Below are 26,142 nucleotides of genomic sequence, written 5' to 3'. Positions count from 1 at the left end.
TCGGTCAACTCTGCCCGAAAACTCTCTCCCTCCTCCATCTTAACACTAGTAATCAGGATGCTTATTACTTTCAGTTTCCAGGGGCTTCGTGGCGCTCCCGCCCGCTGTTCACCGCCGTCGGCGTTAAGGGCCCGCGGCCTTGTGCGAGGATGCCATCTCTGCTTCGCTGGGATGGTCTCCAGCAGCGAGGGACCTACCCAGCCGTAACGCAGGGAGCATCAATCGTGAAAGCAGTGACATGGCAAGGCCGGCGCTCACTCAGCGTCGAAGACGTCCCCGATCCCTCCATCCTGGAACCCACAGATGCGATTGTCCGGATTACCTCCACAGCCATCTGCGGCTCCGACCTTCACCTGTATGAAGTCCTTGGCCCCTACATGCATAAGGGCGACGTGATTGGTCACGAACCCATGGGAATCGTGGAGGAAGTGGGCTCTGAAGTCCATCGGCTGAAAAAGGGCGACCGGGTGGTGGTGCCGTTCAATATCTCCTGCGGTCATTGCTATATGTGCAACCAAGGCCTTCAATCGCAATGCGAAACAACCCAAGTGACAGCAAAAGGGTCAGGGGCCGCACTCTTCGGCTACTCCGAACTTTATGGCTCCGTTCCCGGCGGACAGGCTCAGTATCTGCGCGTTCCCTTCGCGGATTACGGCCCCGTCAAAGTCGATTCCGATGCCCCGGACGAGCGCTACTTGTTCCTCTCGGACATCCTGCCCACGGCGTGGCAGGCAGTGGAGTACGCGAACGTACCGGACGGTGGCACGCTGGCCGTGCTGGGGCTCGGCCCCGTGGGCCAGTTCGCTGCAAGGATAGGCGTCCACAGGGGCTTCCGGGTGATTGGCGTGGACCCGGTACCTGAGCGCCGCGCGATGGCGGAGACCCATGGCGTAGAGGCGATGGACTACAGCTCCCATGTGGCCGAGCAGATCCGCGAGCAGACCCTGGGCCGCGGCCCCGACTCCGTGGTGGATGCAGTCGGCATGGAAGCTCATGGATCTCCGGTGGCATCTTTCCTTCACCGCGCGGTCTCGCTGCTCCCGGACAAGCCGGCGCAGGCCGCCATGGAAACCATGAGTGTTGACCGGCTTGCCGCGCTTCACACCGCGGTGGACCTGGTGCGACGTGGCGGGACCATCTCCCTGAGCGGCGTCTACGGCGGCCAAGCCGATCCCATGCCCCTCATGACCATGTTCGACAAGCAAATCCAGCTCCGGATGGGGCAGTGCAATGTGCGCAGCTGGACTGACCAACTGCTCCCCTTGGTAGAGGACGACGCCGATCCGCTGGGAGTCATGCATCTGGTCACCCACACCGGCTCTCTTGATGAGGCACCGGCACTTTATGAGAAGTTCCAGAAGAAGCAGGACGGCTGCATCAAGGTGGTCCTCAAGCCGTAGTCAGGCCCAGTCAAGGGACAGGAAAGACGCCTCCCAAGGAAGACACGCGAGGCGTTCAGGAAGTACCCAGAATTGCTCGTTAGCCTAGCAATTGTCAGTGTTGGATTACATCGAAGGAGATCGCATGGGACTCGGAGACAAAATCAGCAACAAGGCCCAGGAAGTTTCCGGCAAGGCGAAGGAAGCCTTGGGAGACGCCACGAACAACGAGAAACTGCAGGCCGAAGGCGTCGCTGACCAAGCGGCTGCCAAGACCAAGCAGGCGGGCGAGAACGTCAAGGACGCCTTCAAAAAGTAAGCCCCACAGCACTAACCACACAGCACAATGCCCCGGCTCCCCTGATGGGAGGCCGGGGCGTTTGCGTAACCCAAGCAGGTAGCAGATCAGGTCGTTATGAGCTCTCAGAACGACCTGATCTGCGACTTAGTTGGGTCGGCGGGGTTACTTCTGGGCGGGGTTACTTTTGGGCCGGGAGCACCAGCTCGCCCGACTTGTCCGTGGACAAGGCGAGGGACGAGATGTACTGGGGTTCGCCGTCGGGCCCGTCCTGACCTGACCGGAGCATGTCCGGGCGTTCGAACTCGAGTCCGGTGACGTGGCAGAGGAGCTTGGCGTCGCTGGGGTTGCCGTCGGCGTCGAACATGGTCAGGTCAATGCCGTCGTCGGTGCGGCGCAGGTAGTACCGGCCCTTGGTGGCCAAAGCCAGCACAGGCGGTAGCACCAGGGCCAGACCCACTGCGAAGATCGGTGAGAACGGTTGGACGGCTGCACCGAACGCTCCGAAGAACACCGCGATGGAAACTCCTGCAGAGACCAGCATCGACACAAAGCCCACCGGGTTCACGGCGTAGAGCATGCCGCGCCGGAACTCAGGAACTTTGGGCGAGATCTTCAGCAGGTACTTGTTGATGGCGATGTCCGAGGCCACGGTGACCACCCAGGCCATGGCGCAGTTGGCGTAGAAGCCCAGGATGGTGTTCAGGAACTCGAACATGTTGGACTCCATGAGGATCAACGCGATCACCAGGTTGACCACCACAAACACCATGCGGCCCGGGTAAGTCTTGGTGATGCGGGTGAACGAGTTGGTCCAGGCCAGCGAGCCGGAGTAGGCATTGGTGACGTTGATCTTGATCTGAGAAATGACCACCAGCACCACAGCCAAGGTCATGGCGAGCCAGGCCGGCATCATTTCTTCGTAGACGCCCAGGAACTGGTGGACGGGTTCGTTCGCGGAAGAGGCAGCTGCGGGGTCCAGCTTGGCGATGAGGTAGATGGCAATGAACAGGCCGATGATCTGCTTGATGGCTCCGAAAATGACCCAGCCCGGTCCGGCGAGGATCACGGCGCGCCACCAGGCACCCTTGTTTTCGGCGGTTTTGGGCGGCATGAAGCGGAGGTAGTCGATTTGCTCGGCGATCTGCGCCATGAGGGACAGGCAGACGCCGGCGGCCAGCATGACGGAGGCCAGGTTGGGGCCACCCTCGCCGGATGCACCGGTGAAGGCGAAGAAGGCATCAATACTTTCGGGGTGGGACAGGAGCAGGTACCCCACCGGAACCACCATGAGCAGGAGCCACAGGGGCGTGGTCCACACCTGCAACGTCGCTAGCGTCTTCATTCCGTAGATCACCAGCGGAATGATGATGATGGTGGATACCGCGTACCCGATCCACTGCGGAATGCCCAGGCCCAACTGCAGCCCCTGGGCCATGATGGAACCTTCGAGGGCGAAGAAGATGAACGTGAACGTGGCGAAGATGATGTTGGTGACCACTGAGCCGTAGTAGCCAAAGCCCGAGCCACGCGTGATCAGGTCAAGATCGATGTTGTAGCGGGCTGCGTAGTAAGCCAAGGGGAAGCCGGTGGCGAAGATAATCACTGCGGCAACGATGATGCCAAAAATCGCATTCACCGTTCCATAGGCGATGCCGATGTTCGCGCCGATGGAGAAGTCGGCCAGGTATGCGATGCCGCCCAGGGCACTGGTGGCCACCACCCCGGCGCTCCACTTCCGGTAGGAACGCGGGGCGAACCGGAGGGTGTAATCCTCCAGGCTCTCCTTGGCGGCACTCATGGCATCTGCGTTGCCTTGCGCCGTTGATACGGAGCCGGGGGTCCCGACGGCGGTTCCAGCCGCCGTCGTCGGCTCCAATGTTGCGGTACTCGTCTTGTTCTCACTCATTCGTGGTCGCTTTCGTCCGGGGAGGGTGCCTCGCCCACGACGCTAGTAACGCGACGCGTCAATTTAGTCACGTCCATGTTTCACAGCTGTAACTTCTCCATCAGCCGCCCCGCGCGGCCAGCACCAAAATCCAGCTCCACGGTTTGTGCGCACCCCACAAAATCGCCCTCCACCTGCACCGATACCGTCAAGGACATGAGCACCCAAGCACCCCGGGGAACCCGGGAAACATCTGCCTATGCCATCCTGGACACCGCCCGCGAGCAAGTCCTTGGACACGGAGAGGGACTGAACGAGGCACAACTCATCGAGGTCCTTGAGCTCCCCGACGACGCCATCCCGGCAGCACTGCAACTGGCCCATGAAGTCCGCCTTGAGCACTGCGGTGAGGACGTTGAAGTGGAAGGCATCATCTCCATCAAGACCGGTGGCTGCCCCGAAGACTGCCATTTCTGCAGCCAGTCCGGCCTGTTCGACTCCCCCGTCCGCGGCGTCTGGCTGGACATCCCCGAACTCGTTAAAGCGGCTAGGGAAACCGCCGCCACCGGAGCCACGGAGTTCTGCATCGTGGCAGCTGTGCGCGGCCCCGACATCAAGCTCATGAACCAGATCAAATTCGCGATCGACCGCATCAATGAAGAAGTGGACATCAACATCGCCTGTTCGCTCGGCATGCTCACCCAACGCCAAGTGGACCAGCTGGCCGAGTGGGGCGTGCACCGGTACAACCACAACCTCGAGACGGCGCGCAGCTACTTTCCCGAGGTAGTGACCACCCACAGCTACGAAGAACGCCTGGAAACCTGCGCCATGGTCAAGGCCGCCGGCATGGAACTGTGCTGTGGTGCCCTGATCGGAATGGGCGAATCGCTGGCGCAACGAGCAGAGCTGGCCGCACAACTCGCTGCCTTGGAACCGCACGAGGTCCCGCTGAACTTCCTCAACCCCCGCCCGGGCACGCCCTTGGAAAATCAAGGAATCATGGACGGCAAGGACGCCCTCCGCGCTATCGCGGCATTCCGCCTGGCCATGCCGCGCACCGTCCTCCGGTACGCCGGCGGCCGTGAGCTGACCCTCGGCGACCTCGGTACCCGCGAGGGTCTCCTGGGCGGAATCAACGCCGTCATTGTGGGCAACTACCTCACCACATTGGGCCGACCCGCCAACGCCGACCTCAATCTCCTGGTGGAGCTGAACATGCCCATCAAGGAATTCCAGAAGTCGCTGTGAACGCAGCGGTGTCACAGCAATTCTGCGGTCACTGCGGGGGCGGCACCGACGGCGGCGCTTTCGGCACCGACGGTGAGGGCCCGACGTCGGACGCTCACCACAGCTGCCAACGGCACCTGGCGATGGAGCCGCCGCGCTTCTGCCCGCAGTGCCGCCGCCGCATGAAAGTGCAGGTCACGCCTTTGGGCTGGACCGCGGAGTGTTCCCGCCACGGCCTCACTAGAATTTGTACAGATTCCGCCCCTCACAGCGCATCATAAGGGCGGTATCTGTACAAAAACTCCCTGGGTAGGCTGGATGCATGGCCGAGAGCCGGGACCTTCTGACGCGGGAGCAACGTAGCCGCAACATGTCCAAAATCCGCGGTAAGGACACCAAACCTGAGCTTCTGGTCCGCAAACTCCTGCACGCGAAAGGCTACCGGTACCGGTTACACGGACAGTCAGGGGCAGTGAAACTGCCGGGCCGCCCGGATCTGGTGTTCGCGGCTCGGCGGAAGGTCATTTTCGTCAATGGCTGTTTCTGGCATTTCCACGACTGCGCAGCCGGGCAGCGTGCTCCGGCAGCAAATGCAGAGTTTTGGGAGGCCAAAAGAACACGAACCCGGGATAGGGACGCACTGCAGCGGGAACAGTTGGAAGCTGCCGGCTGGCAGGTGCACACGGTGTGGGAGTGCCAGCTCAAGGACAAGTCCGTTCTTGAGGACAGGCTGACGGCATTTCTGGAATCCCCAGTGGACTGAATCAGCCGTGAGCTAGGGCGCCTTGGTGGTGGGTGCGGAGTTGACTGCTTGATCGGTGACAGTGGTGTGGGAACTCTGCTGCCACAGTGAGAAGGCGGCCGACCCTCCAATGCCCAACAGGACCGTCATGCAGACCACGATGATGAGCATAAGGCCCGGCGACGGGCGAGCAGCACTGTCCACGTTGATCCCCGTTCCCTGATTCAGCCTGGACACACCCAGATCTGCTTCTCACTACTGTGAGGGGGCTGGATCAAGAGTGCCTCTGAGTCCGCTCAAGATTGGATCAATCTTTGGATTTAGGGCGTTGCGGTAGTTCCGCGGGTCCTACTGTTGAATCGTGAATCTATTGTTTGGAGGCGGGAGGGGTGTGGTGTCCGAGTACGACGAATGCACCGATGCCTTGGTGGATCGCACCGTCCTCACCGAACTCCAAGCCGAGCTTGGCGGCGACCATGGCATTATCAGCACCTTCGTGCGCAACTATGTGGAGCTCCTGCCGTGGCGGGTGGGCCGGCTTCACCGCGCGCTGAAAAAGCTGGACATTGACGACGCCATGGACGCTGTCCTGAGCCTGAAGACCTCTAGTCACATGGTGGGTGCCATCTGCATGAACCGCCTGGCCACTGAGTTGGAAATCAGCGTCAGGCTCTTGCCGAACGGAGACCACCTCCACGAGCTGGCGGCGCAGGTTCACGAAATGGACCGCTTCATTTCCGGCACCATTGAGGAACTGGAAACCCGGTTTCAGTAAGCCCAGCCGCCGAACCCTTGCGTGCGTCCTTGCCCAAGTAGGTAGCAGATCAGGCCGTTCTCAGCGCTGGGAACGACCTGAACTGCTACCCAGTTGGGTCGGCTTAGTTGCTTGAGCCGGGCGCGAGCCGGTAGCCCACGCCGCGGACCGTCTCGAGCCAACGCGGTGCCTGGATGCTGTCGCCGAGCTTCTTGCGCAGATTTCCCATATGTACCTCAACGGCGCGTTCATCGGCGTCGCTGACGTAACTTCCGACGTCGTACGGTTCGTTGCGGAGGCGGCGCGCGAGATCTGCCTTGGTCCGCACAATCCGTCCGGTCTCCAGCAGCGCGAGCAGGAGATCGAACTCCGTCCTCGTCAGCTTGAGTTCGGTGCCGTTCAGGACAGCGGTGCGGGACCCGGCAGAGACGGCCAGACCGTTGTGGCTGACCTCCGGGTCCACTTCTTCAGCCACGCTCCTGGATTCCGACGACGCCCGCGGCCGCCGCATCATCGCTTCAACACGGGCGCGCAATTCCCGGGGACGGAACGGCTTGGTGAGGTAGTCATCGCCGCCGGCTTCCAAACCCATCAGGGTGTCCAGCTCTTCAGCGCGGGCCGTCAACATGATGATGTACGCGTCCGAGGATTTCCGGATCTGGCGGGCAACCTCAAAACCATCAATATCTGGAAGGCCCAGATCCAAGGTAATAACGTCCGGATTCAGCTCACGGGCCGACGTCACACCTGCGGATCCGGTGGACGCTACATGCACATCAAATCCCGCCTGGGATAGAACTACGCGTACCAATTCGCGGATATCCTGGTCATCTTCAATAACCAGCCCCACACGTACTTCACTCATCGCTGCCCCTCAGCCCCTTCGATAACCTCAGAAGTATATCCATTATGGTTAGGCTGATCTCATGAACCGACTTTCTTCCGCATCTTTGGTGGATGTGCCATGACCCAGCCCTCAGCGTGGGACATAGGTGAAAAGAAGCAATTGTTGGTTTTTAGGCGCTCTTTCCACGAACATACCCTGCGTATGCGTGTTGTCCTCAGCCAATTGCCGTTATCCGTGTGTGTCTGTATTTCGGCCGTCCTGGTTTGGCTCTATTTTCCCGCCACACTTCAGAATCCGCTGTTCCTCATTTTCCTGCTGAGCCAGGCGTTCCTCCTGGCAGCGTGCATCATTGTGCCGTGGCACAGGCTCCCGTTCGTCTCCTTCCTCATCATCCCCGTGCTGGACATGGTCTCCATCGGCTTCGCCCGTGAAGGCGCGGTGGAGTCCATCACGGGCCTCAGCGTCCTGGTGGTGCTGCCGGTTATCTGGCTGTGCGCCTCGGGGCTATACCCGAAGCTGGCCATTGCCATGTCCTTCCTGGGACCGTTGGGGATCGTCTGGGTGCCCTTGTTCGTGAGGGGAACACTCAGCGAACAAGACTTCACCAAGCCCCTCCTTTTCCCCATCCTCATGCTGGGGATCGGCGTGTCCGTCAGCGTCCTGACGTTGAGCATGGTGCGCCAGCAGCGCGCCTTGGAGCAGAAGGACGAGGCACTCAAGGAAGCGCTGAGCCTCAGCACCAAGCAGGAACGGCTCCTCAACGCCGTCATGGAAGCCCTTCCCTTGGGCGTGGTGGCCGTTGATGGCGATGGCCATGACATCCTCATGAACCGCCGCCAACGCCAAACCCATGCCCTGGCAACTCCCCCGGACAACCCGGACCCCAACGAATCCCAGTTGCTGATCTTCGACGTCGACAGGACCACCCCACTGGTTGCGGACCGCAGGCCGGTGCGTCGTGCAGTCCTGGGCGAAAGGTTCACCGACCAACTGGTGTGGTTGGGCACAGGAAGTGACCAACGCGCCTTCACCGCCAGCGCACGCCCCATGGTGGCCGAAGCCGGGAAGTTTGCGGGCGCGGTGGTGGTCTTCAGTGATGTTACTGACTTGGTGAACGCGTTGGCTGCAAAAGACGACTTCGTTGCCAACGTCTCCCACGAATTCCGTACCCCGCTGACGTCCATCCTCGGCTACGTCGAGCTGATCCTGGATGAACCGAACGCTCTCGACGCCAAGGCGCGACAACAACTGGATATCGTCAGGCGCAACGCCGAGAGGCTGTTGACCCTCGTCTCTGACCTGCTGGCCGTGCGGTCAGGGCAGATTGTCATCCAGCCGCATACCGTGGACGTAACAGATCTGGTTCGGAGCAGTGTGAACTCTGCAGAGCCTCGCGCGGCCAAGGCCGGCATCCGGCTCTCCGTGGATCTTCCCGACTCCTTGGAAGCGCGGCTCGACTCATCACGGATTGCGCAGGTGCTGGACAACCTGGTGTCCAACGCGATCAAGTACTCCCCCGACGGCGGGGACGTGGAAGTGGCTGCCTGGGAGGACGAGGACTTCATTTTCTGCCGTGTCACCGATACCGGTATGGGCATGAACGAGGAGGAACAGGCCGAAGCTTTCACCAAGTTCTTCCGCGCCGGCGGCGTACGTAAAAGCGCCATCCCCGGCGTCGGGCTGGGGCTGCCCATCAGCAAGGCCATTGTTGAAGCGCATGGCGGAACCATCACGTTGGAAAGCGAACCAGGCCGGGGCACCACGTTTACGGTGAAGATGCCCTCGTGAACGTCAGCGTTTAATGGCGCCCTGTTCAGCGTCCCGACGGCGGCCGAACAGGAAGTAGCTCACCGGCCCGAAGAAGTTGATGAAGGAAACAGCACGCCAGATCGCCTTCTTGCCCCTGATGTGATCGTCAGGAGTCTTGCCGATGCTTCGCTGCGCAGCGCCCAACAACGCCAGGTTGATGGCGCCGCCGACCAACAGCATGATCCGTTGGCCTTTGGTCATATCGCGCCATGATTTCTTGCGGCCCATAGTGCCTCCTCCAGTGACGACTTACGTATCAGGCTAGTCCGACGTCGGGCGACCCGCCACAGCCTGGCGTACTACTTCGCCCCAGGACTGTTCGGCCAAGTCAGCCACTGCGGCCAGGATTTCCGACGGCGGCAGGGACAGATCCAGCGGGTACTCCACAATGTCGATGTCCGTGTTGAGAATCCGGCGCAGCTTTACTTCCCCCGGACCCGCGTAGACGAGCCAAGCGGTGGGTACCCGGAGGGCGGTGCAGTACGCCAGCAACTGGTAGTGGTCCGCGCTCAGGGACGCGCCGGCGTCTGAGGCTGCCTGGTATTTGGAGTCGTAGACCACCACGGGACGCCCGCCCAGAAAATGCACGGCATCCGGACGAACGGTGAGGCGGTCCGAGTCCCGGACGGCCTCATTGAGGAGCGCGCCATATTGGAGGCGCATCTCTCCCGGGTGGGCACTCATGGCGCTGCGCAGCGCGGTCCCCACGAATTCCTCGAACACCCGGCCCATGTCCACCACGAAGGACGCCGTTTGCTGCTTACCCTCGCCGGCCTCGGCGGAAGCGTTGCGGAGGATCACCTCGGCCAGGCGCAGCACGGGGTGGTACCTGAGGTTCATCCTGCTGGCCCGCCACGGCGGCAGGGGCGCTCCGGACTGGAGCCGGGTGACGGCGTCGAGCTTTCCCTTGAGCTGCCGCAAGCGGCTCAGGACATCCGGCCGGACGCCGGGTACCTGGCCCATACGTTCCAGGGCCGCACGGAGGATGCGGTTCTCTGCGATGTCCTCCGTGAATTCGTCGTAGGAGACTTCCAGCGGAACCATCATCCCCGGGCGTCGGGAAATCTGGTCCGAGATCCGAATGCGCCCCTTGACGGTTCGCAGGGATTCCTCAACAGTGAGGTAGCCCTGCAGGACGCCACGGCTCAGTGCCTTATCTGCCAACTGAGCGAGGGATTCGGCCAGTGCGCTCCACAGATCCGGGTGCTCCACGGCCTCCACCGAGTGATCACGGAAACCCTGCTCTCCGGCGTAGCTGAGCAGGAAAAGGAGCCGGCTGAGACCCAGGCGGTCCTTGGGCCGGACTTCGAGCTGCACAGTACTGGTCCGCACTGAGCCCACCTTGCCCACGGGTTCAATACGGTAGAGGCCCATCCCCATGGGTGAGGCCTTGGCAAGGCCGCTGGTGTTAATGAACGCGGCCGAGGGTGGATCAAGTTTCTCCACCACCCCGCGGGAGAGTTCGTCCATGACAAGGTGCCGCGGTCCCGTGTTCGCCGGTCCCGTGTTCACCGGCCCCCTGTTCGCCGGTGCCGCGTTCACCGGTGCCGTGCGGGCGCTGGCGGGCGCCCTGCCCGGCCTGGGCGGGATGGCTTTAGCGGGCTGCAAGTCGTCCCAGCAACTGTTCCAGGCCGAAGCGTTCCTCCAACTGCGCCCGGTTCAGCTGCCCGTGGTAGTGCTCCTCCAGCAACGGCATGAGCTCGTACTTCCAGATGCGGCGCAATCCAGTGGGGTTCTGGGCTGCGTTCTTCATGAAGTAGGACGGCCCGATCATCAGGTCCCGGTCCCAGTCGTCAATGGCGTCGTTGAGCGCGTCCAGGAGATCTGCGTTGAGGGTGTCCAGCCCCCGGGCTTCGAGGAAGCGGCGCAGCGTGCCGCGGATTGGCTCCTCTTTGGGGTGCAGCTCGATGAAGGCGAAACGACGGCGGATGGCTGCGTCCATCATGGCAATGGAGCGGTCCGCAGTGTTCATGGTGCCGATGATGTAGAGGTTGTCCGGCAAGCTGAAGGGTTCGTTGGGGCTGTACTGGAGGTAGATGCGGTCATCCCGGTACTCCAGGAGGAAGTAGAGCTCGCCGAAAACCTTGGCCAGATTGGCGCGGTTCATTTCATCGATGATCAGGAAGTACGGCTTGTGCGCATTTTCCGGCTTGGCTGCTTCCTCCGCGAGCCGCCGCAGCGGTCCAGCCACGAGTTTGAAGGACACCTGGCCGTCATCAGTCTTGTCCGGCCGGTAGCCCTCAAAGAAGTCCTCGTAGGCATAGGACGGGTGGAACTGCACCAGCTTCACCCGCTCGTCAGTGTGGTCACCGGCCAGCTCGGCGGCAAGATGCTTGGCCAGGTAGGTCTTGCCGGTTCCCGGCGGACCGTAAAGAACCAGTTGACGGTTCTCCTCGAGCAGTTCGGAGATTTCCTTGAGCGGTTCAAGATCCATGTGCAGGGACGCCGCGAACTCTTCCGTCAGGGGCCGGAAACCCTGCTGGACAACCTCGACGACGGTGGTGGGCGGAGCCTCGTCCTCGCCATCGGTTTCGGCTTCTACAGGGAGCAGTTCCTGCAATGCCTGAATGACCCTGGTGACGTCCACGAGGATGCCAGGGGTGGACAGCTGCCGCTGGGCATGGCGGGGAAGTTCCGGGATGGCGTAGCTGTCATCGAACCAGCGGACCTTGCGACGGATCCGCCTGTTGTCTTCATGGTGTTCGGGTTCGCCAAGGACCACACCAACCCTGACACGGCCGGCATGCTGGTACAGCGTGAGATCGCCCGGCTTCATGACTGTCAGGAAGGCGAAAACAGCCGTTTTGGTGTCTTCGCGCTCCACGTAGCCAAGGTGCTTGTAATCTTCATCAACTGCATGCTGAACCACGCCTGCCGTGACGCCTGCGGTGAGGGAGCGCAGGTGTTCCACGTCCAAGGTGGCCTTCTCTTCGGCCACCCAGGCGGCGAGGAGGTCCGCATTGTCATGATGGGTCCGCAGGAGCCAGGACCGGCGGCCCGGATCTCCCACCTTGCGCCACTGGCTTACCAGTTGGCGGGCATACCAGTCGATGCGTTGTCCCGCTTGCTCGTCCAGGTGCAGGCGGATCCGGTGGATGTCCGCGGTGATGTCCTCGTCCGTATCACCTTTGGCACCGCCCACGAGAGAAGCAAAGGCGTCCCGGATCTCCTGGCGTTCAACATCTGCCACCACGGGCTCGAAGTAGCTCGGCCACACCAAGTACTCGATGCTGCGGCGCAAGGCAGGCTGATCCTCGGGGGTGGCGACGGCGAGTTCATGGAACTTCAGCGGATCCGCGAGCGCCTGGTTGATGGTGGCTGTGCTTTGGCTGTCCACGTGGGCCACGAAACGGCACAGCCACTTCAGGTGATCCCAAATGGTCCAGTTGAACTCGGCGGTGCGGTCACGGATGACACCGTGGTCCGTCATGCCTTGGTATAGCTCTTCCGGCAGCTCGATGGGCGGCTCAACCCATGACGCCGCTTCGGCGACGCGGGCGCGCTTGACCCTGAGTGACTTGACCTCATGCGCGAGCGGCAATGACTGCAGGAACAGCAGTTCCACGGCCAGCAGCTTAGACTCACGGGACGCGCCTTCGAGGTTCTGCCGCAAGTTGGTCATCATGGGGGCTTTGGAGTCCTCCACCCCGCGTTCGAGCCTTTCCAGTAGCTCTCCCGCCGCATCTGCGGTCCACGTCAACGTCCTGCCGTCCAGCGCCGAGGGTCTTCCGTGAAGCGCCGGACCCAGCACATACCACGCCGCGTCCTCGATCTCCTTGGAGACTCCGGGGGCGCGGTCAGTGGCAGTTTTTACGGAGGAAATCACCATGCCAACCTACCTTGTTTGGTTTATCCAAGCATCTGGATATCCACAGGCCCTCAGTATCGCCCCGAGCTGCTGGCATGTGGCCCGCTCTAACTGCCGTCGCGCAGGTTCTCCGGTGATGTCTCCGAGAATTCGATGGCGTCGAACCGTGCCTCGCAACTATCCCCCATGGGTGCCTGCGACATGAACCCGACGTGGACAGGCTTCTCCGTATCCAGCCTGAACAGGCGGACAAAGGACCAGTCCTGCCCATCGGTTGACGAGTGGAACGCCCAGGCGGGTCCCACCCGGCTGACGCGCAGGTAGACCCACGGCGCAGTCACCACAGGCCCGTTGGAATCGTCGGAATAGTTGTTGGTCACCACGCTGACCACCATCGCTTCCCCTTGCGGAGAGTACTCAAAGCAGAGCTTGGCCCAGTGCTCGCTGTCCGCCCACAAAGTCAGCACACCGGCGTCGAATGTGGTCCTGGGGGAGGCCACCAGAACCCGAGCCGAGAGCGAGAACGCCGCTGGAGCCCTGAAGCCCAGCGCCGTGGCGCCGTGCTGTGCCTCTCCTCCAAGGGAGTCGTTGGTCCAATCCACGCCGGGTGCGGCCGTAAGCGTCAGTGTTCCCTCGGCTTCGTCATAGCTCGCGTGACTGGGCGATGAGGTCCATTCCAGAGGTTGCAGGCCCGGTATTTCGGGGGTCATTCCGTGCTCCATTCGTTACGGCTTGGTGCTTCAAGAACACGCTTTCAGAGATTACCCCGGATGTGCGGGAGGCCACACCGGGGCTTCTCATCCTCCGAACAGTCCCCCGAAGGGCCTAATGCATCCCGAACTGATACTCCATTGGCACCGGCTCTCCCGGGCACACTTCCTGCCACAGCGCAGATATGGCGTCCTCGCCCTCGCGGAGGTCGGGGATTTCCACGCCCTCGCGCAGGATCGCTGCCGCTGCAGCGGGGTTCCCGGTCCTTGCGAGCGCCAGCGCCCTGAGGAACGTCAAGCGTCCGACGCCGGTCCCCGCCTTGGGTGCCGTGCCGTTCAGTTCCAGCGCCATGGCCGGGTCCCCGTGCCGGATGCTGAGCGTGATGGCCTCCATGAGCAAGGCTGCGTTGGCCGGGTCAGCCTCCACTGCCTTGCGGAGCTCCGCCAGCCCATCAGCGTCCTGCCCGGCCGCTAGCAAGGCAAGGCCCAAGCCGCGATGGGCCAGGGCCTTGATGCCAGGCGTGGCATCCTGTGCGGCCAGCACGTGCTGATATCCGGACTTCGCGCCCTCCAGGTCCTGCCGGGCGTGCTTCATCGTGGCCAGATGGAAGTGCGCCTCCGGGCTCTTCTGTCCTGCCAACACGTCCTCCCAGTCCACCCCCGCTACGAAGCTGGACGCGCCGTCGAACTCGTTTCCCTGCAGCAGCGCGAGCCATGGTTCCTGTTCCGCGGTGACGCTCCCGTCCCCAAACGGGGTTCCGCTCTCCTCCACCCAGGCCTTCCCGTTTTTCTGCCGCCAGGCACGCTCAAGAACGCCCCAGCCGCTGCCTTGGAGGAGAATTTGCGACGGCGGGATATCAGCATCGCGGATGGCTCCAGGCAGCATGGACTCGAGTTCCTCGTGCGGCAACAGCTGTTCCAAACGCCCGCTGGCATGGGCTACAGCAGCATCCCAGTCAGTCCCGTGCGAGGCGTCCGGGTCCAGGTGCCCGTTGCCGTACGCCTCAACCCACGCCCATTCTGCGCCAGCGGGCATCACCAGGTGTTCAAACTGTGTCTGCGCGAGGCCGGCCTGGATTTCGGCGTACCGGCCGGCTCCGGGACTCAGCCATTCCTGCCAGCGTTTACCGCCCTGGCCCTGGCCCCACACGAAGAGTTTCTTTCCCCGCAGGAGTCCCGTGGACAACATCGCCAGCCCGTCGCCGTCGTCGTCCGCTGCCACAACCCAACGCCGTTCGGAGGGGTCGATGTCGAAGAAGAAGTCGGCCGCGTGCGGGCTGTTGACCGGCCAGGTGCCGTCATAGCCTTCGTGGCTGGTGGGCCGGACACGGGTGATGTCCGTTGTGTAGTCGCTGCCAAAGGCCTCCTCTGCCGGGGCGATCACGCGGGTCTGCCCGGTCTCAGGGATGGCCGCGTTGCTCCACCAGTACATGGGGACGTCGTGGTCGTTGGGGTTGCGGATCCGCACCGCGGCAAACACCACGGGCGAGTCCTCGGGCAGCCACACGTCCACCTGGAACACCACCTCGCGGAGCCTCTCGAACTCCCACATACGCAGGATGTGCTTGCCGTCCGGCGTGTGCACGATCGCCGTGTGCAGGGGGTCGCAGCTGGTGGGTGAGTGCCCGCGGGTTCCGATGTTCCACTCCAGCCCGCCCGCGAACCACGCCTTGCGCAGCGCAACGTTGGCCAGTTGCGGGGCATCGTGGGTGTGGAGGAGTTGTTTGCCGGTTGCTTTGTCGAACAGTTCCCAGATGCGCCCACCCAAGGACGGGATGACCGTCACCCTGAGTTTGCTGTTTTCCAGCACGACGGCGGGAAATTCCCGGGGTGCTGCCTCGCGGCTGTACCCGTCCTGCATCAGATACGGGTACACGTTGGGAACCGCTCCGTACCGGGCCGACGCCTGGAGTTCCTCTGGGACACCTTCGCCCACTGTGTAGGGCTGGTCGAGCTCGGCCGCGACTACAGGCAGCGGGTTGAGGGGGCCGAGCTCCGCCATGGTCAAGGAGATGGTGGTGACGGTGAGGTTGGAGGTTGCTGTGTCTGCCACGTCAGTTTCCGATCACAAGAAGGAGGCCGCGTTGCGGCTCGATGGTTATTGTCTCGCCCGGCGCGTAGCTCGCAGCTGATTGGAAGCCGCGGATGGCGGGGGCTGTTATTGAGGCGTCCTTGGGGGCGCCGGTGGCGGCAGCGTCGTCGAAGATCAACGTCACTTCCTCAGTGTGCTCGGCCCATGACGCCAGCGCTACAACCATCCCGTGCTCTGTGAGCCACGTGGTTGCCAGGACCTCCGGATGGCTGGTCCGCACTGGGGCCTGCGGGTCCCAGAACCCCTGCATCAGTGCGCGCTCCAAGCCGGTTTCCGCCCAGAACTCCCAGAGCGGGCGGTTGTCCACGGCGGGTGCCCTGCCGGTCATGCCGAACACCATGCCGCGCCACGGGTTGCCTCCGCCTTCCAGCATTTCGCCCATCAGTCCGAAGGGGATGCCGGACAACTCCACCAACCAATAGTCGGGATCGGTGGTGTCGTAGTCGAAGTACTCCCCCAGCCACAGCCTGTCCACATAGGGCAGCTGTTCCATGTACAAATTGGCCGATGACGCGTAACCGTCGTGGGCCGTGAACTGGTTTGCCGAGTGAAGGTCGATCTCAGGGCCGTCCACTCCGCGCGCCGCGCAAGCCCGCTCAAGGACCTTGCGGACCCGCACCATGGCGTGACGGTCATAGGCGATGTCATCCAGATAGATGCCGTCAATCCCGTCCTCACCCGTGGCCAGCTCCTGGAGGCTCCGGACGTAGAAGTTCTCCCACCGCGACTCGCCTGTGGTCACCACTGCGATGTCCTCGACGTTCGGCGCGAACCATGCGGACACGTAGCCGCTCCCGGCATGCTCCTGCAACCAGATGTGGCCCGCCCCGGGACCGTCACTGAAAATTTCGTGGCCCAGTTGCAGTAGCGGCAGCAGCTCCGGACTGTGGAACGTGAGCTCCCGGACAGTGTTGTAGATCTTGGCTTTGAGTCCGCTTCGATGGCACCCTGCCACGTACTCCCTCAACGAGCCTTCCGTGAGCAGGGGGTCGTTGATGAATGGCGCTGGCGCTGTTGCGTGATGGACGTTGACCACGGTGGCTCCCGCGGCGGCGATGCTTTCCGGGTCGGCCGGCTCATGGAAGTAGCGCTTGGACAGGTGCTTGCCGGGTTCGATCGCTTTGAAAGGCGTCAGCAGGAGACGGACATTAAAGTCGAGCGGCTGGCCTGCGGTGAGGGAACGGGCACCGCTGAAGGCATGCAGCGTCACCGTATTCTCCGTTGTCCGCAGCGCAACACCGCCCCGGACGTTGGCCTCCTGCCGGTTGGCCCACGATCCCGGTTCCACCAGCGGCTTCTCCTGGTAAAAGTTGGTATTCAGTGGCCTCTCGTACCGCTCATCCCGCAAGGACAGCTGCATCCCGGCGTTCACCCCACCCAGCCAGAGTGCATCCTGGTTCTTGGTGGCAACGTCCCAGGTCCAGTCGACGGTTTCCGGCCGCCGCCCACCCGGAACCCCCAAACCCATGGCGAACGGGACCGCAGCCTTACGGAACCCAAGGTGAAGGCCGACGTCGGGCACTTCCAGAGTTTGCTCCGGACTGAGCCGCAGCTGGTAGCTCACTGTTCCATCGGCGTCGAGGACGCCGTCCAGGTCCAGGGCCAGCGCCGCTTTCCCGTCCTTGGTGCCCGTCCAGTGACAACGCCACTGGACGCGTGCCGGGCCTTGAACTGTGAACACAATCGACGAGTAATGCCAGTCGATGCCGGCAATGTCCAGCCGCACCGGGACGTCCAGAAGCTCGACGGCGGGACCGTCAGTGGCGGTCACAGCGGCGGTGAAGGTGGACGTCACCTGCGCCGGAAGCCCCGATTCCGCAAGCCGCAGCGACCTGCCCAGGATGCCCAACGTGGTGTTCGATTCATCCAGTGAGACGGCGGTGTAGGGCTTGACCAGCTCCGCGTCCTGGGCAACCTCCGAATCCAACCATGCCAAGCGCCGAAGGAATCGTGGATCGCCGAAACCACCGGCAAGGATTGCCGGATCCGTTTCCGCCGCCACCTCCAGGGTGACCCCGATCTTCCGCGGCGACTCCCCCGCTGCACGGATGGCGATGGTCGCAGAGTGCGTGGATCCCGCAGCTTGTTCTGGGATCGGGAGGACCACGAACAAAGCCCGCACCGTGCCGGCGGGAACGGTCAATGCTCTGTGCCACGGCTTGCCCAAGCGATCCACGCCATCAGTGTTGACGCAGTGCCCGCCGGCCGGGGAGACCACATGGACGGAGACGTCCTCGAGCTCCTTCTGCGCGTAAAGCCCCAGCTGGACCACATAGTCCTCGCCGGCCAGTGCAGTCCCGTGGAAGCTGTTCGAGGGCCCGTCGATCACCCAGTGCGCCGGCAGCTCCGAGTGCATGGAGACAGGGTTCAGCCGGTCCTCGGGGAATACCAGGAACGCCTCTCCGGCGTAGAGCGAACGGAAATGTTCCAGCTCCTCTGCGCGGGCAGTGAAGTTCATTGGAGCGAACGAGTCGCGTTCACTTGCTGCCTCATAGCGGAGCACTCTTGCGGTGGGCAGCCCGGCCTGCGCTCCGTGTGCCCAGGCAGAACCCCCGACGACGGCGGCCCAGGCCGGGTCTGCGGCAGGACGATGCGGGAGGTACTTCGCTTGTGGATAGTGGGGTTTCCCCAGCATGGCGTAGGGCAGGTAGTAGACGAAGTAGGTGCCAGGGCCGTCGATGGCCTCGAAGACGAGGGATCCGGACTCCCTCGTGACCTCTTCAACGATCACGTTCCGGACCCGTGTTCCGGTGCTCCCGGAAACGACGATCACATCCACGGTTGCCGGCTCTGTGTCCTGCCGGCGCCAGGGAAGCACCACCCTGTGGGCGTGGGCAGTGCCCGTCGGCCTGCCTCGTGCTTCGTCCGTCTGGACGTCAATGACGAACCGGTGATTTCCGTAGAGCAGTTTGTCCCAGGTTCCGACGCCGCATTCCACCTCCGGGTGGCCCTTGGCTGGGGTGCTGTTTGCGCTGGGTGCGGGACGGGAAATGACGGCCGGTGAAACTGGCGAGGGCAGCGGCATCGCTGGGTCTCCTGAAGGTAGCTTCCGGGGCTCTTCACCGAGTTGGTGAATCCTTACATCATCCCGGCGTTCCGCGGAATCGTAAAGGGTCATTACGATCCGCGATCACTGGAATTTGCCCGTCCAAAAGCTGGACGGCAGGGGCTAACGGGGCATTGCGAGACTAAGTGCGTTCACCATCGCCTTGGCCGCCCGAACTACTTCGCGATCGGTGACGGAGTACGCTGTGGGATCGCTGCCGTCCTGGGCACCGAGGGAGATGGCGCCCCTGCTGAGGGTGGAGACCGTCTTCTTGGCCGAGAGATGAACGGCTGACAGGCCTGCCTTGTGCATCGCGGGAAAGTCGTCCACGGTCAGTCCGCCACCGGCCATGATCTGCAGGGCTTCCCCGGCACGTTCCACCATGGTGGTCAACGTGTCCATGCCAGCGCCCGCCGTTGCCTGATGCCCCGAGGTGAGGACCCTGGTGAAGCCCAGATCCAGCAATTCATCCAAGGTTGCGAAGGGGTCTCGTGACTGGTCAATGGCTCTGTGGAAAGTGAGCTCGGCGTCCGGGTTGGCATCCTTGGCGGAGGCCACCAGGCGCTGTAGCGCCGGAACATCCACGTCACCTGACGCAGTGAGTGCCCCCACCACAACTCCGCGTGCTCCCTGGGCCAGCAGATGCCGGATTTCATGCACCATGGTGTCCACGTCCGATGCAGAGTACTGGAAATCACCCGGCCTGGAGCGGATCAGCGGATGAATCTCCAAACGCCCGTCCACATGCTCCATGCTGGCTTCCATGAGACCTTGACTGGGGGTAATACCTCCCAGTTCAAGGCTGCTGCAGAGTTCCACCCGGTGGGCTCCTTCGGCGGCGGCTGTACCTGCACCCGCAGCGCTGACCACGGCAATTTCAAGTTTCATGCTGAAACTCTACGGGCCGCCGGGGTCAGGCCTGGTACTTCTCCAGCTTTTCTTTTTGCTCCGGCGTGAGCCTCAGGACCCGCCCCGTGGCCTCGGCGACGAAGGCCAGGTGCGTGCTGGCTTTGACGCAGTCCTCCCGGGTGACAGGGTCCTTGATGACGTAGTGGAGATCGAAGCTGGCACCCTTGATGGCACCGACCCAAATTTCGACGACGGCCGGGATGTTGCGATATTCAAGCGTCCGGACGTACCGGACCTTATGCTCCACAACGAGGGTCATAGTGCCCTCCTCAACGTCGTTGAACAGGGCAGCCGGTGGTTCCACGCCGGGTAGGCCCGCACCGCGCGGTGGCCCGAAGGCTGCGATGCGGGCTTCCTCGAGCATGCGGACAATTTGCACGTTGTTGATGTGTCCGTAGGCGTCCATGTCACCCCAGCGCATGGGCACGAGGACCTCAATGCGCCGGGGTGACAAGGAATCCCGGGTGTTCACTCCGGTGCTCAGTGAATCCGCGCTCAGCTGTGCACCGCCGTCGAGTCGTCCACTGCGGTTTCTTCCTCACCAGCGAACTGGGACATGTACAACCGGTAGTACGCACCCTGCAGGGTGAGCAGGTGATTGTGGTTGCCCTGTTCCACGATCTTGCCGTTCTCCATCACCAGAATGGTGTCGGCGTCGCGAATGGTGGACAGGCGATGGGCGATCACAAAGCTCGTCCGGTCCGTTCGGAGCGCAGCCATGGCCTTCTGCAGCAACAGCTCGGTACGGGTATCCACGGAGCTCGTGGCTTCGTCCAGGATCAGCAGCGAAGGATCTGACACGAACGCACGGGCGATGGTGATGAGCTGCTTTTCACCGGCACTGACGTTGTTGCCTTCTTCGTCGATGATGGTTTGGTAACCGTCCGGGAGCGCCCGCACGAAGCGGTCCACGTAGGTGGCCTTGGCCGCCTCCATGATCTGATCCTCGGTGGCGTCCAGGTTGCCGTACTTGATGTTGTCGTAGATGGTCCCGCCAAAGAGCCAGGCATCCTGCAACACCATGCCCACCTTGGACCGCAGTTCAGCGCGGCTGAGGTCCTTGATGTCCACGCCGTCCAAGGTGATCCGGCCGGAGTTGAGCTCGTAGAAACGCATCACGAGGTTCACCAAGGTGGTCTTGCCGGCACCGGTGGGGCCAACAATCGCGACGGTATGACCGGGTTGCGCAGCAAAGGACAGGTCCTCGATGAGCGGCTTGTCCTCCACGTAGCTGAACGAGACGTGGTCAAACTCAACGTGGCCGTCGGTCTTGGAGGGCAGGTGGCGGGTACCGGTCTCTTCAACTTCTTCATCAGCATCCAGGAACTCGAAGACGCGCTCTGCTGAAGCAACGCCGGACTGCAGCATGTTGGCCATGCCGGCAATCTGACCCAGCGGCTGGGTGAATTCACGCGAGTACTGGATGAAGGCGGTGGCATCGCCCAAGCTCATTGAGCCCGAGGCAACACGAAGGCCACCCACCACGGCAATGCCGACGTACGAAAGGTAGGACACGAAGTTCATGGCCGGGAAGATCACGCCGGACACGAACTGCGCACCGAAGGAGGCCTTGTAGAGTTCCTCGTTCTTCTCGTCGAAACGCTTCAGCATGTCGGCATCGCGCCCGAAGACCTTCACGAGGTCGTGACCGGAGAACGATTCCTCGATCTGGCCGTTCAGTGCGCCGGTGTTCTTCCACTGTGCTGCGAAGAGCTTCTGGCTGCGGGCACCGATGACGCCCGCCACAATGCCGGACAACGGCAGCGCGATCAAGGCAATCAGCGCCAACTCCCAGGACACGATGAACATCATGACCGTGATGCCCAGGACAGTGAGTACTGAGCTGACCAGTTGGGAGAACGCCTGCTGGAGGCCTTGCTGAACGTTGTCGACGTCGTTGGTCACGCGGGACAGGATGTCGCCACGTTGGCGGGTATCAAAGTAGTTCAACGGGAGCCGGTTGAGCTTGGCCTGGACGTCATTGCGGAGCTGCTTGATGACCCGCATGACGATCCTGTTGAGCAACCAACCCTGTGCCCACAGGAAGATGTTGGCCACAAAGTACATGAGGAGCACGATGGAAATCAGGAACGTCAGCTTGGGAAAGTCGATCCCGTTGGTGAGTTCCATCTTGGACACCATGTCCGCAAAGTTGCCCTGGCCCTGCTGGCGCATGAGCTCCACGAACTGTTCCTGGGAAACCCCTTCCGGGATTTGCTTGCCCATAACGCCACCGAAGATCACGTCCATGGCGCTGCCCAGAACCTTGGGAGCAATGACGTTGAGGACCACCGAGACAATAACGAGGCCGATCACGATGTACACGCCCACGGCCTCGGGCTTCAGCAGGCCCATGAGTCGCTTGGCGGACGGCCAGAACTCCTTGGCCTTCTTTGCCGGGACGTCACCGAACATGCCGCCATCAGCTTCGGAGGGGACGTATTCCTCTTCGACGAAGTCCTCGTCGTCGAGCGCTTCGGTTGCTACCTCAGCTTCGGCTGTCGCCTTGGCATCCTTCGCGGCTTGAGCCTTGGCAGCCCAGCCACGCTTCTTTTGCTGGTTCTGCTCGCTCATGCCACTTCCTCCACGCTCAGCTGGGATTCAACGATTTCCTGGTAGGTGGGTGATGTCTCCAAGAGTTCGTCGTGCGTTCCGCGGTCAACGATCCTGCCGTTATCCAGCACCAGGATCTCGTCCGCGTCAGCGATGGTTGAGACGCGCTGGGCCACGATGATCACCGTGGCGTCCCGGGTCTTGGCCTTCAAAGCCTTGCGCAGCCTGGCATCGGTAGCGACGTCCAACGCGGAGAAAGAGTCATCAAACAAGTACACGTTCGGTTTGGTCACCAACGCCCTGGCAATGGACAGCCGTTGGCGCTGGCCGCCGGAGACGTTGGTACCACCCTGGGCGATGCGCCGGTTCAAGCCGGATGACTTTTCTTCCACGAAGCCCTTGGCCTGCGCCGTCTCCAACGCATCCCAGAGTTCTTCGTCCGTTGCGTCCGGCTTGCCGAAGCGCAGGTTGTGCTCGATGGTCCCGGAGAACAAGTACGGCTTCTGCGGAACCGCAGATACCCGGCTGGTGATCTCCGACGCGTCCATCTTGGTGACCGGAACGCCGTCGAGCAGGACGTCACCGGAGGCGACGTCGTAAAGCCGCGGCAGCAAAGAGACCAAGGTGGTCTTGCCGGCGCCCGTGGAGCCAATGATGGCCAGGGTCTTGCCGGGCTCGGCGGTGAAGGAAATGTTACTCAGCACCGGCGCCTCGGCACCGGGGTACTTGAACGTGACGTCGCGGAACTCCACACGTCCCTTCTTCTCGGCCGGCACCACCGGTGAGGTGGGGTTATGGATGGAAGGCTCGACGTCGAGGACCTCGCCGATGCGGTCTGCACAGACGGACGCGCGGGGAATCATCATGGCCATGAACGTGCCCATCATGACGGCCATCAGGATCTGCAGCAGGTATTGAAGGAAGGCAGTGAGCGCGCCAACCTGCATCTCTCCGGAGTCCACCCGCTGGCCGCCGAACCACAGGACGGCTGCGGTGGACAGGTGCAGGATCATGCCGATGGCAGGGAACATCAGGACGAACAGGTTGCCGATCTTGACCGATACTGCGGTGAGATCTTCATTGGCGTCCCCGAATCGCCTGGCCTCGTGAGGCTCACGGACGAAAGCACGGACCACGCGGATACCGATGATCTGCTCGCGCAGCACGCCGTTGATGGCGTCAATCTTGGTCTGCATGGATCGGAACAGAGGCATGAGACGGACTACCAGGTAGCCCACGACGGCCACCAGGACAGGGACGGAAACCCAGACCAGCCAGGAAAGGCTAAGGTCCTCACGGAGCGCCATGATGATGCCGCCAACACACATGATGGGCGTGGAAACCATGAAGTTCAGGCCCATGAGCACCAGCATCTGTACCTGCTGGACGTCATTGGTGCCGCGGGTGATCAGAGTGGGAGCGCCGAACGTGTTGACGTCCTGGGCGGAAAAGCTGCTGACCTGCCTGAAGACGCTGCGGCGCAGGTCCCGGCCGATGGCCATTGCGACGCGGGAGCCGAAGTACACGGCGATGATGGCAGTGAGCACCTGCCCAAGGGCAACAGCGAGCATGAGCGCACCGGTCTGCCAGATGAAGTCAGTGTCTCCACGGGAAACTCCCTCATCAATGATCCTGGCGTTGAGGCTGGGGAGGTAGAGCGTGGCGATGGTGGACGCCAGCTGAAAAATCAGCACGGCCACAATCTGCGGCAAATACGGCTTGGAGTAGCGCCGTATAAGGGTGACAAGCATGCCCACGGGTCCTTAGAAAGAGTGCGTGAATGAGATAAGAGAAGTGTCGCAGCCGGGGCTGACAGTATTAGCCTCCCTACTCTACGAAATCCGTTGCCCCGGCGAAACAACTTACGCAAAAGATCATCCCAGCGGAGTAGTTCATGCGCCGTGAACGCTCCCGTTGAGGCAGACAGCACAGCAAAGCGCCGGCTGGTTTCCCAACCGGCGCTTTCCCGTGCGTGGACTTAGCCCGCGTGTTTACCGTGATCCGAACGTGCTTCAACGCCTTGGAGGAGCAGTAACGCCATGCGTTCCTGCTGCCTGCGTTCGCGCTTGAGTTCCTTCCGGAGAGCAGCGAGCTCTTCAGCAGTATGGGCCTGCTGCTCGGCAATTGTCTGTTGCTCCCGCAACCTTGCCTGCAGTTCCACGTTGGCCCGGCTCAGTTGTAACTGCTGTTCTGCCAGAACGTACTGCGTCCGCGACAACTGCTCCTGGACTTCCTTCACATCAGCGGTACCGTGAGGCCGTTCCTGGGTAAGGATCCGTGCAAACTCGAGGTCAAGATCGGATCCCGACTCCGGGCTGGAGGCTGGGCGTTCGGTGCGCGGAAGGCCCCGATCCCCCGCCGGCACCTGCCGTCCGCCCACCGAAACGGGAGGGTGGGCAGCCAGGCCGCGTGCGCCGTCGTCGTCCGCTTCTACTGTGTCCAGGGACGAGGTATCCAGTGACATTCCAGCGTCTCCGGAGGCCGTGGCAATGAGCTCTTTCTCGGGAGCAGCATCAACCGTGCGGCGCAGTGGACGCTCCTTGATGAACAGCACTGACAAGAGGGCCACCACGCTGATGATCGCGGAAATGAGGAAGATCTGGGCAGTTGCGTCGCCGTAGGCGGCACGCATGATCTCAGCGACGGGAGCGGGCATATCGGCAAGGTCCATGCTGGCCCCGGATGCGCCGCCCTGGACGGGAATTCCGGCTGCGGCCATGCCTTCAACGGCGAGGTCCTTCACATGCGTGGACATGATGGCACCGAGCACGGAGACGCCAATCGCGCCACCCACCGAGCGGAAGAACGCCACAGAGGCACTGGCAGTTCCGATGTCCTTGGACTGGACGGTGTTCTGCACGGCCAGCACGAGGTTCTGCATCAGCATGCCCAGGCCGAGGCCGAACACGCCGGTGTAGATCGCCACGATCCACAATTCAGTGGTGTGATCCATGGTTCCTGCGAACGCCAGGCCGCCAATGAGAAGGACGGAGCCTGCAATCAGGAACCTCTTCCACTTACCGAAACGGCTGATGAGGATACCGGAGGCCACGGAGCCGATCAGGTTGCCCGCGATCATGGGCAGCGTCAGCAGGCCGGCCTCAGTGGGAGTGGCGCCGCGTGCCACCTGGAAGTACTGACCCAGGAAGGTTGAGGAGCCGAACATGGCGATACCAACGGCAACAGAGGCCAGGATAGCCAAGGCCGTGGTGCGCTCGGAGATGATCTTGAGCGGAATGATGGGCTGGGCCACCTTGGTTTCCACGTAGACCAATACCGCAAGCAGTGCCACGCCGCCGCCCACCATCAGGGCGGACTGCCAGGAGAACCAGTCGTAGTAGTCAGGGTTGCCGGCGAAGGAAACCCAGATCAGGAGCAGGCTCACGCCGGACGTCAGAAGGATGGAACCGAGCCAGTCGATCTTGGCGGGGCGCTTGATGTGTTCGATCTTGAGGGTGATCTGGAGCAGGATCAGTGCCACAACAGCCAAGGGAACACAGACGAAGAACGTCCAACGCCATCCCAGCGGGCTGTCAACGATGAAGCCGCCCAGCAGCGGGCCGCCGGCTGTACCGACAGCCATGACCGCACCCATGTAGCCCGAGTACTTGCCGCGATCACGGGGCGGAATCATGGAGCCGATGATCGCTTGCGCCAAAGCGGTGAGGCCACCCATGGCCACGCCCTGGATGACGCGGGCGGTCAGCAGCAGCGGAATGGTTTCGGACAGGCCGGCCATGACGGAACCGGCCACGAAGATGATAATGCTCAGCTGGACAAGAAGTTTCTTGTCGAAGAGGTCCGCCAGCTTGCCCCAGATGGGCGTGGTGGCAGCGTTCGCCAACAGCGCGGCCGTAATGACCCACGCGAAGTCGGTTTGCGTGCCCTTGAGCTCGGACATGATGGTGGGCAGCGCGTTGGCGACGATGGTGCTGCTGAGGATCGCCGTAAAGAACGCCGCGAGGAGGCCGGTGAGGGCTTCCATGATTTGCCGGTGCGTCATGGGCGCGGCGGCCTTGTGCGCGGTGACTGAGGCGTCCACCGCCTTGGAGTTTTGTACTGGTGTAGCCATGCGTG

At 62.4% G+C, this 26,142-nt stretch carries 21 protein-coding genes; 7 read left to right on the top strand and 14 right to left on the bottom strand.

All coding sequences use genetic code 11. From position 1 onward, the window contains the following. Positions 1-224 precede the first annotated feature (224 nt). Positions 225-1,400 carry a zinc-dependent alcohol dehydrogenase gene (locus tag AR689_RS12920; RefSeq protein ID WP_062070728.1) on the top strand — a complete coding sequence of 392 codons (1,176 nt, stop codon included), beginning with the start codon at positions 225-227 and terminating at the stop codon, positions 1,398-1,400. A gap of 124 nt (positions 1,401-1,524) precedes the next feature. Further along, entirely contained in the window at positions 1,525-1,698 is a 174-nt protein-coding gene (locus tag AR689_RS12915) for a CsbD family protein (protein WP_062070726.1), read from the top strand. A gap of 160 nt (positions 1,699-1,858) precedes the next feature. On the opposite strand, the gene AR689_RS12910 is transcribed toward AR689_RS12915, so the two are convergent. Beyond that, positions 1,859-3,586, bottom strand: coding sequence for a purine-cytosine permease family protein (locus AR689_RS12910; RefSeq protein ID WP_062070724.1), 1,728 nt, complete (start codon positions 3,584-3,586; stop codon positions 1,859-1,861). 195 nt (positions 3,587-3,781) lie between these two features. Here AR689_RS12910 and bioB point away from each other — a divergent pair, with 195 nt between their 5' ends. The 3 genes from bioB (at position 3,782) to AR689_RS12895 (ending at position 5,558) form a co-directional block, all read left to right on the top strand. Beyond that, complete coding sequence (gene bioB / locus AR689_RS12905) at positions 3,782-4,816, top strand: biotin synthase BioB (RefSeq protein WP_062070722.1); 1,035 nt, start codon at positions 3,782-3,784, stop codon at positions 4,814-4,816. 182 nt (positions 4,817-4,998) lie between these two features. Further along, positions 4,999-5,076 (top strand): hypothetical protein, encoded by a 78-nt coding sequence (locus tag AR689_RS23855; RefSeq protein WP_502686026.1) that lies wholly within the window; start codon positions 4,999-5,001, stop codon positions 5,074-5,076. A gap of 41 nt (positions 5,077-5,117) precedes the next feature. Beyond that, complete coding sequence (locus AR689_RS12895) at positions 5,118-5,558, top strand: very short patch repair endonuclease (RefSeq protein ID WP_062070718.1); 441 nt, start codon at positions 5,118-5,120, stop codon at positions 5,556-5,558. Positions 5,559-5,570: 12 nt separating this feature from the next. Here the strand turns inward: AR689_RS12895 and AR689_RS23085 are convergent, their stop codons facing one another. Beyond that, positions 5,571-5,774, bottom strand: coding sequence for a hypothetical protein (locus AR689_RS23085; RefSeq protein ID WP_156424595.1), 204 nt, complete (start codon positions 5,772-5,774; stop codon positions 5,571-5,573). 154 nt (positions 5,775-5,928) lie between these two features. On the opposite strand from AR689_RS23085, the gene AR689_RS12890 reads away from it, so the two are divergent. Next, on the top strand, positions 5,929-6,312 hold the full coding sequence (locus tag AR689_RS12890) for an Hpt domain-containing protein (protein WP_231745512.1): 384 nt from the start codon (positions 5,929-5,931) through the stop codon (positions 6,310-6,312). Between the two features lie 103 nt (positions 6,313-6,415). Here the strand turns inward: AR689_RS12890 and AR689_RS12885 are convergent, their stop codons facing one another. Next, positions 6,416-7,156, bottom strand: coding sequence for a response regulator transcription factor (locus AR689_RS12885; protein ID WP_062070716.1), 741 nt, complete (start codon positions 7,154-7,156; stop codon positions 6,416-6,418). Between the two features lie 99 nt (positions 7,157-7,255). On the opposite strand from AR689_RS12885, the gene AR689_RS12880 reads away from it, so the two are divergent. Then, entirely contained in the window at positions 7,256-8,926 is a 1,671-nt protein-coding gene (locus AR689_RS12880) for a sensor histidine kinase (RefSeq protein WP_062070714.1), read from the top strand. Positions 8,927-8,929: 3 nt separating this feature from the next. Here AR689_RS12880 and AR689_RS12875 read toward each other — a convergent pair whose 3' ends face one another. The 11 genes from AR689_RS12875 to AR689_RS12825 all read right to left on the bottom strand — a co-directional run bounded on the left by AR689_RS12875 (position 8,930) and on the right by AR689_RS12825 (position 26,137). Then, positions 8,930-9,175, bottom strand: coding sequence for a PLDc N-terminal domain-containing protein (locus tag AR689_RS12875; RefSeq protein WP_062070712.1), 246 nt, complete (start codon positions 9,173-9,175; stop codon positions 8,930-8,932). A 33-nt stretch (positions 9,176-9,208) separates the two neighbouring features. Further along, positions 9,209-10,417 carry a 5-methylcytosine restriction system specificity protein McrC gene (locus tag AR689_RS12870; protein WP_062073780.1) on the bottom strand — a complete coding sequence of 403 codons (1,209 nt, stop codon included), beginning with the start codon at positions 10,415-10,417 and terminating at the stop codon, positions 9,209-9,211. A 124-nt stretch (positions 10,418-10,541) separates the two neighbouring features. Beyond that, complete coding sequence (locus tag AR689_RS12865; protein ID WP_062070710.1) at positions 10,542-12,776, bottom strand: McrB family protein; 2,235 nt, start codon at positions 12,774-12,776, stop codon at positions 10,542-10,544. Positions 12,777-12,862: 86 nt separating this feature from the next. Next, the gene (locus tag AR689_RS12860; protein WP_062070708.1) at positions 12,863-13,465 is read right to left on the bottom strand and encodes a DUF1349 domain-containing protein; all 603 of its coding nucleotides are present in this window, start codon (positions 13,463-13,465) and stop codon (positions 12,863-12,865) included. Positions 13,466-13,580: 115 nt separating this feature from the next. Further along, complete coding sequence (locus AR689_RS12855) at positions 13,581-15,518, bottom strand: DUF5107 domain-containing protein (protein WP_231745511.1); 1,938 nt, start codon at positions 15,516-15,518, stop codon at positions 13,581-13,583. Between the two features lies 1 nt (position 15,519). Continuing rightward, positions 15,520-18,582: a glycoside hydrolase domain-containing protein gene (locus tag AR689_RS12850; RefSeq protein WP_062070706.1), complete on the bottom strand. Its 3,063-nt coding sequence runs from the start codon at positions 18,580-18,582 to the stop codon at positions 15,520-15,522. 144 nt (positions 18,583-18,726) lie between these two features. After that, a complete protein-coding gene (locus tag AR689_RS12845) occupies positions 18,727-19,491 on the bottom strand; it encodes a copper homeostasis protein CutC (RefSeq protein WP_062070704.1) in 765 nt (254 codons plus the stop codon). A 25-nt stretch (positions 19,492-19,516) separates the two neighbouring features. Then, the gene (locus AR689_RS12840; RefSeq protein ID WP_062073778.1) at positions 19,517-19,933 is read right to left on the bottom strand and encodes an acyl-CoA thioesterase; all 417 of its coding nucleotides are present in this window, start codon (positions 19,931-19,933) and stop codon (positions 19,517-19,519) included. A 74-nt stretch (positions 19,934-20,007) separates the two neighbouring features. Then, entirely contained in the window at positions 20,008-22,086 is a 2,079-nt protein-coding gene (locus tag AR689_RS12835) for an ABC transporter ATP-binding protein (protein WP_062070702.1), read from the bottom strand. Next, on the bottom strand, positions 22,083-23,816 hold the full coding sequence (locus tag AR689_RS12830) for an ABC transporter ATP-binding protein (RefSeq protein WP_062070700.1): 1,734 nt from the start codon (positions 23,814-23,816) through the stop codon (positions 22,083-22,085). The genes AR689_RS12835 and AR689_RS12830 overlap by 4 nt, the downstream gene beginning before the upstream one ends. A 227-nt stretch (positions 23,817-24,043) precedes the next feature. Further along, positions 24,044-26,137 (bottom strand): MDR family MFS transporter, encoded by a 2,094-nt coding sequence (locus AR689_RS12825; protein ID WP_062070698.1) that lies wholly within the window; start codon positions 26,135-26,137, stop codon positions 24,044-24,046. Between the last annotated feature and the right edge of the window lie 5 nt (positions 26,138-26,142).

It is taken from the genome of Arthrobacter sp. EpRS71, assembly GCF_001512285.1.
In the GTDB taxonomy this organism is placed as follows: domain Bacteria; phylum Actinomycetota; class Actinomycetes; order Actinomycetales; family Micrococcaceae; genus Arthrobacter.
Note: the sequence above shows the minus strand (reverse complement) of the source record. Positions and strands in the feature narration are given on the sequence as shown.

What these genes read in the sequence shown, in the direction of transcription:
- AR689_RS12880 (WP_062070714.1), top strand. Translation starts at nt 7,256, where the DNA reads ATGACCCAGCCCTCAGCGTGGGACATAGGTGAAAAGAAGCAATTGTTG.
- AR689_RS12865 (WP_062070710.1), bottom strand. Translation starts at nt 12,776, where the DNA reads ATGGTGATTTCCTCCGTAAAAACTGCCACTGACCGCGCCCCCGGAGTC.
- AR689_RS12875 (WP_062070712.1), bottom strand. Translation starts at nt 9,175, where the DNA reads ATGGGCCGCAAGAAATCATGGCGCGATATGACCAAAGGCCAACGGATC.
- AR689_RS12885 (WP_062070716.1), bottom strand. Translation starts at nt 7,156, where the DNA reads ATGAGTGAAGTACGTGTGGGGCTGGTTATTGAAGATGACCAGGATATC.
- AR689_RS12895 (WP_062070718.1), top strand. Translation starts at nt 5,118, where the DNA reads ATGGCCGAGAGCCGGGACCTTCTGACGCGGGAGCAACGTAGCCGCAAC.
- AR689_RS12835 (WP_062070702.1), bottom strand. Translation starts at nt 22,086, where the DNA reads ATGAGCGAGCAGAACCAGCAAAAGAAGCGTGGCTGGGCTGCCAAGGCT.
- bioB (WP_062070722.1), top strand. Translation starts at nt 3,782, where the DNA reads ATGAGCACCCAAGCACCCCGGGGAACCCGGGAAACATCTGCCTATGCC.
- AR689_RS12860 (WP_062070708.1), bottom strand. Translation starts at nt 13,465, where the DNA reads ATGACCCCCGAAATACCGGGCCTGCAACCTCTGGAATGGACCTCATCG.
- AR689_RS12910 (WP_062070724.1), bottom strand. Translation starts at nt 3,586, where the DNA reads ATGAGTGAGAACAAGACGAGTACCGCAACATTGGAGCCGACGACGGCG.
- AR689_RS12840 (WP_062073778.1), bottom strand. Translation starts at nt 19,933, where the DNA reads ATGCGCTGGGGTGACATGGACGCCTACGGACACATCAACAACGTGCAA.
- AR689_RS12825 (WP_062070698.1), bottom strand. Translation starts at nt 26,137, where the DNA reads ATGGCTACACCAGTACAAAACTCCAAGGCGGTGGACGCCTCAGTCACC.
- AR689_RS12830 (WP_062070700.1), bottom strand. Translation starts at nt 23,816, where the DNA reads ATGCTTGTCACCCTTATACGGCGCTACTCCAAGCCGTATTTGCCGCAG.
- AR689_RS12850 (WP_062070706.1), bottom strand. Translation starts at nt 18,582, where the DNA reads ATGCCGCTGCCCTCGCCAGTTTCACCGGCCGTCATTTCCCGTCCCGCA.
- AR689_RS12915 (WP_062070726.1), top strand. Translation starts at nt 1,525, where the DNA reads ATGGGACTCGGAGACAAAATCAGCAACAAGGCCCAGGAAGTTTCCGGC.
- AR689_RS12845 (WP_062070704.1), bottom strand. Translation starts at nt 19,491, where the DNA reads ATGAAACTTGAAATTGCCGTGGTCAGCGCTGCGGGTGCAGGTACAGCC.
- AR689_RS12870 (WP_062073780.1), bottom strand. Translation starts at nt 10,417, where the DNA reads ATGGACGAACTCTCCCGCGGGGTGGTGGAGAAACTTGATCCACCCTCG.